Source organism: Roseateles sp. FW305-36, from assembly GCF_058787015.1.
The window spans coordinates 99,644-115,168 of sequence record NZ_JBYSZK010000015.1 but is presented as its reverse complement, the minus strand read 5'-3'; the positions used below and the strand labels follow the sequence as shown (position 1 = coordinate 115,168).

Genomic DNA, 15,525 nt, shown 5'->3' with positions numbered 1-15,525 from the left:
GCCGGGCGCATCGCAACCGAGACCACATACGAGAGTGACAAGCCCGTCCAGGCCGAAACCCGCAAGACCCGCTACAACGCCTTTGGCGAGATCAGTGCCAAGGGTATTGGCGACGGCTGGGAAGAATTCTTCGAATACTCGACGCTCGGCAAGATCATCAAGACCAATACCGGCGACCGGCGATTGCCGACGGCGTCATAGCTCCATCGAGTCAACCCGCCGTCGCCATCGATCTGCGCCATCAGGCGCCCCGCAGCGTCGTAGAGGCTGCGAACGGTACGGTCCTTGACCACATCCGCAGTCGGCCCTGGTTGGGCGGGTGCGGTATTTCGCGTCGTTCCCAATCCCGCATCGAGCCGGATCACGACCACCGCGTTGGCGAAGGTGGTTTGCGAGGTCACCGCCCCCGTGCCGTCGTAATTTGTTTGGGTGAGATAGCCGTCTGCATCCAGCGTGCCTGTGAGGCGGCCCGCGGCGTCGTAGTAATAGCTGGTGATGCGGTCCTGACCGGACAGCCCAGGCCGCGTGCTGGTCACGGTACTGGCGGCAGTCAGGCCATCCAGCGCCGTCTTGATCAACGGGTTGGCGTAAGCGATCTGCTGAGTCAGACGGCCCGCACCGTCGTACAGATATTCGGTGAGCTGGCCGCTGGGAGCGATGTCCGCGCTCTTGCGCCCGCTGACGTCATACAGGCTGTAGCTGGAGACGCCGGTGGCATCGGTGGTGCGCCACAGCCGACCCAGGTCGTCATAGCTGTAGCGGGTTTCACCCAACTTCTTCAGGTTGGCTGCGGTGTTGCCGGTGCCAAGGACATCGCTGGAGATGAGGTCGCCCCACGGGTTGAACACCTGGACCGTGGTCTGCCCGTTGTCGAGCTGAACGCTGGTCTTGCGACCGGCATCGTCATAGCTGTAGATCGTCGCGACGTTGTTGGTGTCGATCGTCCTGGTGACGCGCCCAAGCCCGTCGTAGGCGTAGGCCAGCTTCACGCCGCTGGCGTCCAGACGGCTGAGCAGCCGGCCTGACGGGTCATAGGTATAGAGGGTATCGGTGGCGTCGACGAAGTCGACCCAGTTGGTCGTCGGGTTGTAGGTGCTGCTGGCATAGCTGCGCTCCCTGCTCAGCAGGCCGCGCAGGTCATATTCGTGATGGGTGCGCAGAATCCCCTTGTCGGTCTTGAAGGCATTGGTGACAAAGGCGCTGACCTCGGACCAAGTCTGTCGGTTGCCGGTGAAGACGACTTCCGGGCTGTACTTGAAGGTGTCGCTCAGCTGGCCCGAGACGGTGTCGTAGACATAGCTCGTCAGTGAGCCGTCACCGTGGATGACGTATTGAAGGCGCCGGTGGCCCGAGCTGGTGTCGTAGTAATAGCTGGTGGTGAGAGGCACACTGGCCTTGCCGGCGCCCGCAACGCCGTCCGGATCGGGAACGCGATAGAGGGTCTCGGAGGAGACCAGCCCTTCTGCTGTGTAGGCGCGCTCCAAAACATTACCCGCAGCATCGGTTCGACGCGCCAGCGCACCGGCGCCGTTGTATTCGTAAGTGGTCGTCTCGTTCCTGGCGTTGGTGCTGGTCCACAGGTCGCCCGTGGCGGGGTAGTAGCTGTACTTCTGGGCAAAGCTGCTGCCGCCGGTCATGGCACCCGACACTTCGAGCAGCTCGCCCTTCGCGCCGTACTTCAGCGTGGTGGCCCGCCCCAGCGCATCCTTGACCGTCGTGACGCCAGGCGCGTCGTAGGTGAAGCCGGTGCCCAGCCCACGCCCGTCCAGCACCGAAGTCACGCGCCTGGTACCGGCTTCGTAGTTGATCGTGATCTGCGTGCCGTCCGCCTGCCCGATGCTGTTGAGCCTGCCGCCGGCGTCATAGCCATAGCGGACGGTGTAGACCTTGCCGTCGCTGATGCTGTTGTCTTCCGGGCTGAGGTCGGTGGTGACGGTGTCCAGCCGGCCGCTGACATAGGCGTAGCGGGTGACGCCGCGCGTCCTGACCTGGTTCTGTGCATCCAGATAGCTGGTGGACACCTGCTGAAGGTCGGTGCCGGCATAGGTCAGCGTGAGCGTCTCGCTGGGCGCCGTGGCGCCGGCCTTGTAGGTAGCCAGCGTCGAGATCAGGCCCGACGCGCCGTAATCGACCCGGACGAAGTTCCCGTCCGCGTCTGTGATCTGGCGCAAGCGGTAGCTCCCGGCGCCATAGAGCTCGTACAACTCCTTGACCCCGGTGTCGCCATCGGTCCAGGTCCAGTTGGCGCCGTCAAAGCTCAGGGTGTCGTACTGGCCGGCCCCGTCGGTGCAGACGTAGCGCACGCCGTTGCAGGTAAAGACGGATTCGCTGCCGTCGGCTTCGACGCGCCGGATGGTGCTGCCGACGGTATTGACCGTGCTGGTCAGCCCGCTGACCCGCCGGTAGTAGCCCACGCGCCAGCCATCACCGTTGTCGCCATCCCAGCCGCCCTGGCTGTTGTAGGTGCGCAGCAGGTCGACGTCCGGGCCTATGCCCACCAGGTATTCATCGCGATCCTGAACGATGAGATTGCCGTTGGCGGCGTTGACCGTGACGCGCTCACCGGCGCGCCCCGTCGACGCACTGCCCAGTTCGCCGCCGCTGCCGAGTACGTCCCTGGAGCTGTTGACCAAGCCCGTGCCGCTGCCCGTGACCACTGCGACCATGTCTTCTCTCCCCGGCAATCCGTGTTGCTGGGTTGATCCAGGGATTCAGGGCAGGGTTTAGCGGTCCTTGCGAAGGGCTTCATTCATTTTGAGGAAGCAGCTGCCGCCTGAAGAAGCCCACCGTCGCGCTCGCCCACTGCGCTGTCGCGGCCGGCCGGTCGAAGCCCTCGGGGTCGCACAGCAGCTCGCATTCCAGCCGCCCCAGCTTGTCGGCCGGCGGCGGCGGGGCCAGCAGGGCGCCGTGGCCCGCGCCCTTCAGCTCCACCAGCCGCTCGCAACCCTGGCAGGCGGCCAGGATGGCATCGCTGTGAAAGCGCGGCGCCAGCCAGCGGTCGCCGTCGGCGGTGATCAGGGCCAGGGGCACGCGCGGCTGGGCCAGGGTGGCGGGGTCGAAGTCGGCCGCGGCGGGCACGGCGGCGACGATGGCGGCCAGGCGCGGGTCGGTGTAGGTCTGCGGCGCGTCGTCGCCGCGGAACTTCCAGCTCAACACATGGCGAGCCAGCCAGAGCTTGAAACCATCCAGCGCGCCACCGGTCAGGCCGGTGAACAGGCCGACGCAGGCCGGGAAGTCGTCGGCCAGATGCTGCTCGCAGGCGGCGCGAAAGCGCTCGGGCGACCAGGCGCCGCCGGCCAAGGTCAGCATGGTGTGCCCGCCGGCCGACATGCCGAAGCCGCCGACGCGGTCCAGCTTCAGGTGGGCGAAGCGCGGGTCGGCGGCCACGCGGTCGATGGCGTGGCTGATCTCGGCGGGGCGCTGCTTCCAGCTCTCGGGGCCGGGGCGGCCGGGGTCGGTCCAGTTGTCGCCACGGTGCAGGGGCAGCACGACGGTGAAGCCGGCCTCGACCAGGGCCTTGGCCAGCGTGGTGTGCACCCAGGGGCCGCCGCCGGAGCCGTGGGAGATGGCGATGAGGCGGCCGTTGCCGGCGGCGGGCGGTGCGTCGGGCGCCAGCATCAGCTGCAGGTCGCCACGGGTTTCGGGGCGGCCGGCGGCAGCGGTGGGATAGAACAGGGTGACGGCGTCGCCTTGGTCGTCGGCGGGCAGGATCAGCGTGCCGACGCTGGCGGCCTGGGCGGCCTGAACGGTGACAGTCAGGACCAGGCTGGCGAGCAAGGTTTGCAAGAACTTCATGACGGCTCCTCTTGGGTTGGGAGCCTTCAGGTTCAGCCGCGCCGCCCGCCGCGTCTGGCCGAAACCTCGGTTTTGCAGGTTTCGGCGCTGCTTTCTAGGAATCGGCCAGCAATTTCTGCTGGCGGAACTCGGTGGGCGTCAGGCCCGTGTCGGCCTTGAAGGCGCGGTTGAAGGGTCCGATGGAGCCGAAGCCGACGTCCAGCGCAATGCTCAGCACCGGCAGGCCGCGCTCGGCCGGGTCGGCCAGGCGGCGCTTGGCTTCTTCCAGCCGCAGGCCGTTCACATAGGCGTTGAAGTTGCGATGGCCCAAGCCCTGGTTGATGACGCGACGCAGCCGGTACTCGGGCGTGCCCAGCTGCTCGGCCAGGCCGGCCAGGCTCAGGCCCTCCTGGGCATAGCCGCGGCCCTCGGCCATCAGCTTGGCGAGGGCGGCGGCGACGGCCTTGTCCTGCGGGTCTTCGGCCGGCGGCGCGGGCGCTGGCACCACTGCCGCGGGCTCGCCCCACAGGCCATGGGCGCGCGGCGCGAGCAGCTGGCCGGCGATGACGGCGGTCAGGGTCAGCAGCAGGGCGACGTCGACCAGGGCCGCGCCGGCACTCAGGCTGCCGTCGGCCGAACTGACGCGCAGGGCCACCAGCAGAAGGGCATAGGCCACGCCGCCGCCCACGACGACGCCGCGCAGCCGGCGCCGCTGCTCGATCAGGTCAACCCGCCAGGGGCCGACGACGGCGGCAATGCCCAGCAAGGCAAAGACGATGGGGATGGTGCGCATCAGCACCCAGCCCTGCCACCAGGCGTTCCACTGGCAGACGGTGGCGCCGAACAGGGCCACCGCCGCCCACAGCCCGCCATGCCAGGCGCGCAGCCTGAAGCCGTCCTCGAAGACGGCGCGGGCGAACAGCCAGAACAGCACCGCCGAGCCCAGCGAGATGCCGATGCCGGGCGCCTGCGGCTGGCAGCGCAGCTCGTGCTCGACCCAGGGCGAGGCCGACAGGGTCTGGACGACGAGGGAAAGGGTCAGCGCGATGCCGATGCGCACCAGCTCGGCATGCCGCGGATGGCGCCAGTGCGGGCGCAGCGCAGCGATGACGAGGGCCAGCAGCGCGATCAGCGCGCCGCGCAGCCCCGCGTCAATGAGTGCCATGCAGCAGCTGCGACACCGCGAAGGCCACGCCCAGGCCGACGGCCAGCCAGGCCACCTGGGCGAGGGTCTCGCGCCAGGCCAGGCGCTGCTGCAGCTGGGGCAGCAGGTCGGCCACCGAGATGTAGATGAAGCTGCTGGAAGCCAGCACCAGCAGATAGGGCAGCACGCCGTCGAAGCTGCCGATCAGGAAATAGCCCAGCACGCCGCCGACCACCGAGGCCATGCCCGAGATGGCGTTGAACAGCAGGGCCTTGCCCCGTGACAGGCCGGCGTTCAGCAGCACGATGTAGTCGCCGACTTCCTGCGGGATCTCGTGAGCGACGATGGCCAGGGCAGTGGCGAAACCCAGGCGGGTGTCGGCCAGGAAGGCAGCCGCGATGATGGCGCCGTCGCAGAAGTTGTGGATGCTGTCGCCCACCAGCACGGTCAGGCCGCCGCGGCCGGCCTGCTCTGCGTCGAAGTGGTGGTGATGGTGGTGGCCGTCGCCCTCGTGGTGGTGGACGTGGCGGTAGAGCTCGACCTTCTCCAGCAGCCAGAAGAACAGCAGGCCGCCCAGCAGCACGGCGAACAGGGTCTGGGGCTGGGCGGTGCGGCTCTCGAAGGCCTCGGGCAGCACGTTCAGCAGCGAGGTGCCCAGCAGGATGCCGGCCGACAGGCTGACGAGGCTCTTCACGAGGCGGGTCAGCACGCCGATGGTCAGGCTCGCCGCAACGAGCACCGACAGCAGGCCGCCCGCGAAGGTGGCGAGCACGATGTAGAGAAGGGTCATGGATGGCAGCAAAAGCAACGGGCCACAGCCATGGACTGCGGCCCGAACCCGGTCAGCGTAGCAGAGCTGTCAAACCCCGTTCTTCTTGAACCAGGCCAGGCAGCGCGCCCAGGCGTCGTCGGCGGCGGCCTTGCGGTAGCTGGGGCGGTAGTCGGCGTAGAAGGCGTGGGGCGTGTCGGGGTAGACGACGAACTCGCACTTCGTGTTTCCGGCGGCCTTCAGCGCGGCTTCGAGCTGGGTCAGGGTGTCGACGGGAATGCCGCCGTCGGCCGCGCCGTACAGGGCCAGCACTGGTGCCTTGATGCTGGCGGCCAGCTCGATGATGGTCTTGTCGCCCGGGTGGTAGCTGCGTGCCACCGGGCCATACCAGGCCGCGGCAGCCGTCAGCCTGGGGTTGTGCGCCGCATAGCGCCAGGTCGTGCCGCCGCCCCAGCAGAAGCCGGTGATGGCCAGCCTGCTCGTGTCGCCGCCGTTGGCCGCGGCCCAGGCGACGGTGGCATCCAGGTCGCCGTTGACCTGGGCGCCGGAAGCCTTGGCGACGACCTCGGAAACGAGCTTGGGGATGTCGGTATAGGCGCCGGCATCGCCGTGGCGCACGAAGAGCTCGGGCGCGATGGCCAGATAGCCCTGCTTGGCAAAGCGCCGGCAGACGTCGGCGATGTGCTCGTGCACGCCGAAGATCTCGCTGGCCACCAGCACCACGGGCAGGTTCTTCTTGCCCGCCGGCATCGCGCGGTAGGCCGGCATCTGGAAGTCGCCCACGGGGATGGTGACCGGGCCGACCTCCAGGCCCGCCGCATCGGTCGTGATGGTCTGCGCCGTCACCGGCAGCACGGCGGCCGCAAAGCCGCTGCCCACGGTCGTCTGCACAAAGCTGCGGCGGCTGAAGTCGCGGGACGGCGCGAGGCTGTCGATCTCGTCTTTCAACATGGGGGCTCCCGGATGGGGTGGTTACGAAGGGGCGTCAAATTTTGCCCCGACAATCTGCCGCCATGACGACGCGCCCCGACACAGCCGGCCAGATCTGGGCCTCCATCGACATCGGCTCCAACAGCTTCCGCCTGGAGCTGGCCCGCCTGGCCGGCGAGCGTTACCAGCGCGTCAGCTACATCAAGGAAAGCGTGCGCCTGGGCGCCGGCCTGGACGACCAGGGCATGCTGACCGAAGAGGCCATGCAGCGCGGCCTGACGTGCCTGAAGGGCTTCGGCGAGCAGCTCGTCGGCATCCCGGCCGAGCGCATCCGCGCCGTGGCCACGCAGACCCTGCGCGAGGCGCGCAACCGCAACGCCTTCCTGGCCCGCGCCCAGGCGGTACTCGGCCACCCCGTCGAAGTCATCGCCGGCCGTGAAGAAGCCCGGCTGATCTTTGCCGGTGTGGCGCGCCTGCAGCCCTCCGACAAGCCGCGCCTGGTCATCGACATCGGCGGCCGCTCCACCGAGATGATCCTGGGCAAGGGCCGCAAGCCGCTGCTGGCCGAATCCTTCAGCGTCGGCAGCGTCGGCCTGTCGCTGCGCTTCTTCGCCGACGGCCGCTACACGCCCGAATCCTTCCGCGCCGCCCAGGTGGCCGCCGGTGCCGAGCTGGAGGAAGCGCTGACGCTGTTTCGCCCCGAGCTGTGGAAGGAAGCCCTCGGCTCCTCCGGCACGGTGGGCGCGGTGTCGCAGATCCTCGCCGCCAGCGGCAAGACCGATGGCCGCATCACGCCCGAGGCGCTGCGCTGGTGCATCGAGCAATGCCTGGCCGCCGGCTCGCAGGACAAGCTGCAGCTGCCCGGCCTCAAGGATGACCGCCGCCCCGTGGTGGCGGGCGGCCTGTGCATCCTCTACACCTTGCTCAACCAGTTCGGCATCACCGAGCTGCTGCCCACCAAGGGCGCGCTGCGCCAGGGCGTCATCTTCGACCTCGTCGAACGCCTGCAGCCCAGTGGCGCGCGCGACCCGCGGGCCGGCTCGGTCGCCGAGCTGCAGGAGCGCTTCGGTGTCGACAAGCCCCAGGCCGAGCGCGTGGCCGGTCTGGCCGACCAGCTCTACCACCAGCTCGCGCCCAAGCCCTCGGCCGAGCTGCTGCGTGAACTGCGCTGGGCCGCCGCCCTGCACGAGCTGGGCATGCTGGTGTCCCACCACGACCACCACCGCCACAGCGCCTACGTCATCGCCCACGTCGACGCGGCGGGCTTCTCCACCAACCAGCTGCAGCGCATCGCGGCCCTGGCCCTGGGCCAGCGCGGCGGCCTGCGCAAGCTCGAAGCCCAGCTCAACGACCCCAGCCTGCTGGAGCAGCTCGTCGCGCTGCGCCTGGCCGTCATCCTCTGCCATGCGCGGTCGCCGGTCGCCGCCGCGGTTCCGCGGCTGGAGCGCGAGGGCCACAAGCTGACGCTGCACGTGCCCAAGGCCTGGTCGGGTGAACAGGCGCGCACGCGCTTTTTGCTGAAGGAAGAGGCCGAGGCCTGGGCCCGCACCGGGCTGCTGACGCTGTCGATAAGCTGACAGAAGCCCCCCGGGAGGGGTGAGCGTGTAAAGCAATGCTTCTGAGTGCTTCGTCGTCCGGAATGACGGCGTAGTTCGAGCTTTGCCCGGCGGGTGGCGAACCTAGGCTTGTCGGCCAGTCGAGACGGAACTTGAGCGCTCGGCACGGAGTCACTCATGTCCAGCATTACCGGCCTGACCCCCGACGAGATTTCCCAACTCGGCACGGCCACCATCGCCGCCCTCAAACCCGCCGACTGGCAGGCCTTCAGCGCCCCGCAGATGGCGGCGCTGACCAGCGCCCAGGTCGCCGTCATTCCCGCCTCGGGCTGGAGCGCCATCACGCCTGCCCAGGTGGCCGCCCTCGACAGCGACGGTGCCGCCGGCCTCAACGGCCACAGCCTGCCCCTGCTCAGCAGCGAGCAGTTCGCCGCCCTCGTTCCCGACCAGCTCGCCGCCCTGCCCACCCAGGGCCTGCATGCCCTGACCAGCCGCCAGGCGCCGGCCCTGAATGCCGCGGTGCTGGACGCCCTCGATGTCTCGCAGGTGCAGGCCATCGCCACCGCCGCCCTGACGGCCATGGGCACCGACCAGATCGCCGCCCTCGGCAGCCCCGAGGTCAGCCAGCTCAGCGCCGCGCAACTGCACGCCCTGCTGACCAACCAGGTCGCGGCCCTGTCGACCGCCAGCGTCGCCGGCCTCGCCTCCGACCAGGTCGCGGCACTGACCCCGACCCAGCTGGGCGGCATGACCAACGCGCAGCTGCAGGCCCTGACGCCCGACCAGGCCAGCCAGTTGGCCAGCACCCAGACCGCCGGCCTGCACGGCAACCAGCTCGCCGCCCTGGGCAGCGACCAGCTCCAGGCCCTGGACAGCCAGGCCTTCGCCGGCCTCACCGCCAAGGCCCTGGCAGGCCTGAGTTCCGACCAGCTCGGCCTGCTGTCCGGCGACCAGCTTTCCGCCCTCGGCACGGCCACCGTCAACGGCCTGGCCACCAGCCAGCTGCAGGCCCTCAGCCTGGACCAGTTGCAGGCGCTGACGGCGACCCAGGTCGCCGCCTTCAGCAATGCCCAGCTCGCCGCGCTCGGCAGCGACCAGCTGCAGGCCCTCAGCACGCAGCAGCTGCACGGGCTGTCGGCCAACCAGCTGGCCCACCTCAGCCTGGCCGCCCTCGAGGCGCTGACGCCGGAACAGCTCGCCAGCCTCACGTCGGCGCAGTCGCCGGGCCTGACCGCGCAGGCGCTGGCCGGCTTTACCGACACCCAGGTCGCCGCCCTCGGCAGCCAGGCCCTGCATGGCCTCAGCAACGCCCAGCTCGCCGCGCTGACGCCCGACCAGATCGCGTCGCTGACGCCCGGCCAGCTGCAAGGCCTGAGCAGCGTGCAGATGCGCGGCCTGTCCGACGCCAGCCTGGGCGCCCTCGGCAGCGAGCAATGGGCCGCCATCGGCGCACCCCAGCTCAACGGCCTCAACACCCACCAGATGCAGCTGCTGGGCAGCGACCAGCTCGCCGCGCTGTCCACCAGCGCCCTGCACGGCCTCGACGCCACGGCCGTGCTGGGCCTGCGTGCCGACCAGCTCGCCGCCCTCTCGCCCACGCAATGGCAGGCCATGAGCACCCAGGCCCTGCATGCGCTCAAGCCCACCCAGCTGAGCGGGCTGGACGCCGAGCAGGTGCAGGCCCTGAGCACCACCCAGCTCGCCGCGCTGACCACGGCCCAGTTCGCCGCCCTGCATGTCGAGCAGATCGGCGCGCTGCTGCCGGCCCAGCTGGCCGGCCTGTCCAGCGCCCAGATCGGCACGCTCAGCCATGACGCCCTGGCCGCCTTCAGCCCCGAGCAGATCGCCGCTCTCGGCCCTCGCCAGGTGCCCGGCCTGACCAGCGGCCAGATCGCCAGCCTCAGCGTGGACGCGGTCGCGGCCCTGTCCACTGCCGCCCTGCACGCCCTCGGCACCGCGCAGGCGGCCGGCCTGAGCGCGGCCGACATGCAGGTGCTCAGCCAGGGCCAGTTCCAGGCCCTGACCAGCGCGCAGTTCCACGGCCTGAACGACGGCGCCGTGCAGGCCCTGACCGACAGCGAGATGTCCTATCTCAGCGCCAGCCAACTGAACGCGCTGAATGCCCATCAACTGCAGCTGCTGCAGGCCGAGCAGCTCGGTGCGCTGAGCACGGCGACGCTGGCCGGCCTGAGCAGCACGGCCGCCGCGGCGCTGACGCCGGCGCAGCTCGGGGCCCTCGACGTCGAGCAGCTGCACAGCCTGGGCACGCCGGCCCTGCATGGCTTGACGACGGCCGCGTTGGCAGCCCTCAGCCCCGGCATGTTCGCGGCCTTCAGCGCCACCCAGGTCGCCGCGCTGAGCCCGGTGCAATGGCAGGCCCTGAACGCCGGCCACATCCAGAGCCTGGGCAGCGCCCAGGTCGCCAGCATGACGTCGGCGCAGTTCGCGCAGCTGAGCACCAGCGCCATCGCCACGCTCAACCCCGACCAGCTCGCCGTGCTGAGCGCCAGGCAGATGGCTGGCGCCACGCCCGCCCAGATCGCGGCGCTGGATCCAGCCCAGCTGCACTTCCTGGCGCCGACCGCCCTCGCCGCCCTGGGCAACCGCCAGCTCGCGGCCCTGAGCGTCGCCGACGTGCAGGAACTCAGCGGCAGCCAGATCGCCGCTCTCAGCGGCGCCCAGCTCAAGGCCTTGTCGACCAGCGCCTTCGCCGCGCTGACGGTGGACCAGCTCGGCGCGCTGACGGGCGCCCAGGCCACCGCCTTCAGCGCCCAGACCCTGGCCCTGCTGAGCCCCACGCAGCTGGCGGCGCTGAGCACGGCCGCCATCCACGGCCTCGGCGCCGCCGCCGTGATGGCGCTGACGACCGACCAGATCCAGAGCCTGCACCCCGAGCAGATCCATGCCCTGTCGGCCACGGCCGCCGCCAATCTGCAAGCCGCCCAGCTGGCGGCCATGTCGGCCGACCAGATCGTCGCCCTCGGCGCCGGCAATGTCGCCGCACTGGCGCTGAACCAGGTCGCCGGTCTGGGCGCGGCAACGCTGGCCAATTTCAGCGATGCCGAGATCGCCGCGCTGAGCCCGGGCCAGTTCGCCCGCCTCAGCACCGCCGCACTGGCCGCACTCACCGAGGAGCAGATCGCCGCCCTGGGAGCCCGCCAGACCGCGAGCATGACCCCCACGCAGTTCCAGTCGCTGTCGGGCACGCAGCTGGCCGCCCTGGGTTCCAGCGCGATGTCCGGCCTGCCCGCTGCGCTGATCGCCAGCATCACGCCCGAGCAGGCCACCGCCCTGACCACGCCGCAGCTGCAGGGCCTCAGCGCCACGCAGCTGCATGCGCTGAACGATGCCACGCTGCGCGCGCTGACGCCGGACCAGATCAGCGTGCTCAACAGCGGCCAGATCAACAACCTCGGCACCCACCAGATCCAGCAGCTCGGCGGCGACCAGATCGCGGCGCTGGGCAGCGGCGTGCTGCGCAGCCTCAGCGCTGCCAATGCCGCAGCGTTGACGCCGGCCCAGATGGCCCTGCTGACCACCGACCAGCTGCAGGCCATGGGCTCGCAGGCCGCCCACGTGCTGCTGCCGGCCCAGCTGCAGGCGCTGAGCCCGGCCCAGGTGACGGCCATCGGCCCCACGGCGCTGGCGGCGCTGAGCTCCACCCAGTTCAACAGCCTGGGCGCGACCGGCCTGCAGGTCCTGGACGCCACGCAGCTGGCGGCCCTCAGCACCGCCGAGATGCGCGGCCTGGGGCTCACCGGCCTGGCGCAGTTCAGCGACCTGCAATGGAACGAGATCCGCAGCGCGCAGATGGCCGGCCTGAGCAGCCAGCAGGTGGCGGCACTGACGGCCAGCGAGGTCGCGGCCCTGGACGCCAGCGTCATCGGCGCCATGAGCACCCAGCAATGGGCCGTCTTGAACCCGGCCCAGCTGCAAGGCCTGGGCACGGCCGCCCTGCACGCGCTGAGCCGCGCCGAGGTGGCGAGCATGTCGGCCACGCAACTGGCGGCACTGTCCACGCTGCAGGTCTCGACGCTGAACGGCACGCAGGTCGCAGGACTGAGCAGCGCCCAGCTGCACGGGCTGACGGCCGAGCAGGTGACTTCGCTGTCCACCTCCGCCGTGCATGCCCTGACCAGCCAGCAGTTCGACGGCTTCTCCGTTTCCCAGCTGGCGGCGCTGTCGACGGCACAACTGTCCAACCTCGGCGCCGGCGCCCTGGCCGGCCTGAACGCGGCCCAACTGCAGACCCTGGGCACGACCCAGCTGCAGGCGCTGCCCGCGACCTCCCTGCAGGCCCTGACGTCGACGCAGCTGCTGCAGCTGGGCAGCGATCAATGGCAGTCCCTGACCAGCCACCAGATCTCGGCCATCCCGGCCGCCGACTGGCCGGCACTGAGCGCGCCACTGGCGCTGCTGGGCACGGCCCAGCTGGCCGGGCTGACGATGAACCAGGTGCAGCAGTTCAGCAGCGCCGACTTCCAGGTCCTCAGCGGCGCGCAGATCGCCGCCCTGCCCTCGGCCACCATCGTGGCCTTGAGCGCGACCGAGATGGCGGCGCTGAGCACCACCCAGATCGCCGCGCTGAGCACCGCGCAGATGGCCGGCATGAACGGCGGCCAGCTCGCCGCCATGAGCAACGACCAGCTGCACAGCCTGGGCACGGCCCAGCTGAGCGCGCTGTCCGGCGCGGCCATCGCCGCCCTCAGCACCGACCAGCTCGCCCTGCTGGGCACCGCCGGCCTGGCCGCCTTCAACGGCAATGTGTTCGCGTCCATGAGCAGCGATGCACTGGCCCTGCTGACCGCCACGCCCGTGGCCGGCCTGAGCACCGACCAGATCGCCGCGCTGACGGCCAGCCAGGCGCCGGGCCTCGGCCTCGCGGAGCTGGCATCGCTGACGCCGCAACAGGTCGCCGCGCTGAACCCGGCCGCCCTGCACGCCCTGACCACGACGCAGTTCGAGGCCCTGCACGGCAACCAGTTCAGCGGCCTGAGCAGCGCACAGATCGCGGCCCTGCCCGTTGCAGACGTCAACCTGCTCGCCACCGACGCTCTGCATCTGCTCTCGGCCGCCCAGATCCAGGCCCTGGACAGCAGCCAGACGCTGGCCCTGAGCGTGCAGCAGCTGCAGGCCATCGCGCCCGACAGCCTGGCCGGCATGACGGTCACGGCCCTGCACGCGGTCTCGCTGGCCGGCATCGCCGCGCTGTCGGCGGCGCAGATCGGTGCCCTGACCAATGCGCAGATCGCCGCCCTGGACCCGACGCAGATCGCCGCCATCTCGCCCCAGGGCCTGCTGGCGCTGAACGCCGACCAGATCGCCCGCATGAGCAGCGCCCAGCTGCAGACGCTGTCGCCCGACCAGCTGGCCGTGCTGCAGCCCCAGCAGCTGGCGGCCTTCGGCACCCCCGTCATCGCCAGCCTGACCGGCACCCAGCTCGCCGCGTTGAGCCCGTCGCAGTTCGCCAGCCTGAATCCGCAGCAGCTGGCGGCGATCTCGCCCTACCACCTCAGCGGCCTGGCCACGTCCATCATCGGCACGCTGGACAGCGAGCAGGTCGGCGGCCTGACCGTGGCCCAGGTGCTGTCGCTGACGCCGACGCAGTTCGGCGCCATCGCCGACACGGCCATGTCGGGCCTGGCGCCCGATGCCCTGCATGCGATGTCGGTGGCCCAGTTCAGCCAGCTGCGGCCCGACCAGGTCGCCATGCTGACCGGCCAGCAGTTCGGCGCGCTGACGCAGTCCGAGATCGCGACGCTGACGCCGGCCCATATCGCCGCCCTGCAGCCCAGCCAGTTGCTGGGCATGACCCTCAACCAGGCCGAGGCCCTCAGCCCCACGCAGCTGGCCGCCCTGCAGCCGCTGCAGCTGTCGGCCTTCAGCCCCCAGGTCATGGCCAGCCTCAGTGCCACCCAGCTGCAGGCCCTGGACCCCAGCCAGTTCGCCAGCCTCGGCCCCGACCAGCTCGCCGCCATCTCGCCCTACGAACTCAGCAGCCTGTCCAGCGCCGTCATCGCGACGCTGGACGGCGAGCAGGTCAGCGGCCTCAGCGTCGCCCAGGTGCTGTCGATGAGCGCCAGCCAGCTGGCCGCCCTGGCCGACGCCGCCATGCCGGGGCTGGACCCGAACGCCCTGCATGCGATGTCGGTGAACCAGTTCAGCCAGCTGCGGCCCGACCAGGTCGCCATGCTGAGCGCCCAGCAGTTCGGCGCGCTGACTCCCACCGAGGTCGCCGTGCTGACGCCGGCCCACATGGCCGCGCTGGAGCCGTGGCAGATCACGGCGCTGACGGCCTCGCAGCTGGCCATGCTGGGCACCGACCAGGTCGCCGCGCTGACGCCGGGCAGCTTCGGCCGCCTCAGTGCCCTGCAGATCCCTTCACTCGGCGCCGCCGAGGCCGGCGCGCTGAGCGGCAGCCAGATCAATGCGATGACGACCGATGCGCTGCAGGCCTTCACGCCCCAGCAGATCTCGGCCATGACGACGGCCGAGCTGTCGGGCATCGACATGAACCATGTCGCCGCCTTCACGGCCGCGCAGCGCTCAGCCATGTCGGCCGACCAGCTCAACGCGCTGGCCGGCGCCTCGCCCCTGGTGCTGGACCTCGGCGGCCTGGGCGTGCAAACGGTGGACGCGGCGCACGGCATCAGCTTCGACATCAATGCCACCGGCCAGGCCCAGCACATCGGCTGGGTGGGCGCGAACAGCGGCCTGCTGGCCCTGGACCGCAACGGCAACGGCCGCATCGACGACGGCAGCGAACTGTTCGGCACCGCCACGCGGCTGCCCAACGGCCAGCTGGCCGAGAACGGCTTCCAGGCCCTGGCCCAGCTGGACAGCAACCACGACGGCAAGCTGACGGCGGCCGACGCGGAGTTCGGCCATCTCAAAGTCTGGGTGGGCAGCAGCTCGCAGTCGGGCGGCCAGCTGGAGGGCCTGGCGGACCTGGGCATCGTCGAGCTGGACCTGAGCGCCGCGCACACCAGCACCGTGCAGAACGGCAACCTGATCGGCCTGCAGGCCGGCTACACGACCCAGGACGGCGGCCGCCACGAGCTGGACGACGTCTGGTTCGGTCAGGCCCAGACCAGCAGCGGTACCCAGCCTCTGCCGGCCCTGTCCGACCTGTTGCAGGGGCCCTCGACGCCGCTGCTGGACGGCAGCACCAGCGTGCACGCGCCGCTCACCGGCGGCCACGATCCGCTGGCCCATCTGGCCCAGCTGGACCACCAGCTGCGCGAGTTCGATGAAAGACAGCGCCAGGCCGTCATGAATGCCTGGTGAAGCGTCGAACCCGGGCATCCTGGCGATGTCGGATCACGACCGGGCCCGGGACACTGCTGCCAAGG

Annotated in this window: 7 protein-coding genes; 2 read left to right on the top strand and 5 right to left on the bottom strand. The window is 70.4% G+C overall.

Translation table 11 applies throughout. The features are described 5' to 3' along the window. Positions 1-71: 71 nt before the first annotated feature. The 5 genes from AC3WOE_RS23855 to AC3WOE_RS23835 form a co-directional block, all read right to left on the bottom strand. Positions 72-2,666: an RHS repeat domain-containing protein gene (locus AC3WOE_RS23855; RefSeq protein ID WP_492693884.1), complete on the bottom strand. Its 2,595-nt coding sequence runs from the start codon at positions 2,664-2,666 to the stop codon at positions 72-74. A 79-nt stretch (positions 2,667-2,745) separates the two neighbouring features. Then, entirely contained in the window at positions 2,746-3,795 is a 1,050-nt protein-coding gene (locus tag AC3WOE_RS23850) for an alpha/beta hydrolase family protein (RefSeq protein ID WP_492693883.1), read from the bottom strand. Positions 3,796-3,889: 94 nt separating this feature from the next. Continuing rightward, positions 3,890-4,939 (bottom strand): helix-turn-helix domain-containing protein, encoded by a 1,050-nt coding sequence (locus AC3WOE_RS23845; RefSeq protein ID WP_492693882.1) that lies wholly within the window; start codon positions 4,937-4,939, stop codon positions 3,890-3,892. Next, entirely contained in the window at positions 4,926-5,708 is a 783-nt protein-coding gene (locus AC3WOE_RS23840; RefSeq protein ID WP_492693881.1) for a ZIP family metal transporter, read from the bottom strand. Before AC3WOE_RS23840 ends, AC3WOE_RS23845 begins: the two co-directional genes overlap by 14 nt. Before the next feature lie 69 nt (positions 5,709-5,777). Beyond that, positions 5,778-6,638 carry a dienelactone hydrolase family protein gene (locus AC3WOE_RS23835; protein ID WP_492693880.1) on the bottom strand — a complete coding sequence of 287 codons (861 nt, stop codon included), beginning with the start codon at positions 6,636-6,638 and terminating at the stop codon, positions 5,778-5,780. A 62-nt stretch (positions 6,639-6,700) separates the two neighbouring features. Between AC3WOE_RS23835 and AC3WOE_RS23830 the strand changes: the two genes are divergently transcribed. Together AC3WOE_RS23830 and AC3WOE_RS23825 are read left to right on the top strand one after the other, a co-directional pair. Continuing rightward, positions 6,701-8,194 (top strand): Ppx/GppA phosphatase family protein, encoded by a 1,494-nt coding sequence (locus tag AC3WOE_RS23830; RefSeq protein ID WP_492693879.1) that lies wholly within the window; start codon positions 6,701-6,703, stop codon positions 8,192-8,194. Between the two features lie 156 nt (positions 8,195-8,350). Next, positions 8,351-15,460 carry an SPM autocatalytic domain-containing protein gene (locus tag AC3WOE_RS23825; RefSeq protein WP_492693878.1) on the top strand — a complete coding sequence of 2,370 codons (7,110 nt, stop codon included), beginning with the start codon at positions 8,351-8,353 and terminating at the stop codon, positions 15,458-15,460. Positions 15,461-15,525 lie beyond the last annotated feature (65 nt).

What these genes read in the sequence shown, in the direction of transcription:
- AC3WOE_RS23825 (WP_492693878.1), top strand. Translation starts at nt 8,351, where the DNA reads ATGTCCAGCATTACCGGCCTGACCCCCGACGAGATTTCCCAACTCGGC.
- AC3WOE_RS23840 (WP_492693881.1), bottom strand. Translation starts at nt 5,708, where the DNA reads ATGACCCTTCTCTACATCGTGCTCGCCACCTTCGCGGGCGGCCTGCTG.
- AC3WOE_RS23855 (WP_492693884.1), bottom strand. Translation starts at nt 2,666, where the DNA reads ATGGTCGCAGTGGTCACGGGCAGCGGCACGGGCTTGGTCAACAGCTCC.
- AC3WOE_RS23845 (WP_492693882.1), bottom strand. Translation starts at nt 4,939, where the DNA reads ATGGCACTCATTGACGCGGGGCTGCGCGGCGCGCTGATCGCGCTGCTG.
- AC3WOE_RS23830 (WP_492693879.1), top strand. Translation starts at nt 6,701, where the DNA reads ATGACGACGCGCCCCGACACAGCCGGCCAGATCTGGGCCTCCATCGAC.
- AC3WOE_RS23835 (WP_492693880.1), bottom strand. Translation starts at nt 6,638, where the DNA reads ATGTTGAAAGACGAGATCGACAGCCTCGCGCCGTCCCGCGACTTCAGC.
- AC3WOE_RS23850 (WP_492693883.1), bottom strand. Translation starts at nt 3,795, where the DNA reads ATGAAGTTCTTGCAAACCTTGCTCGCCAGCCTGGTCCTGACTGTCACC.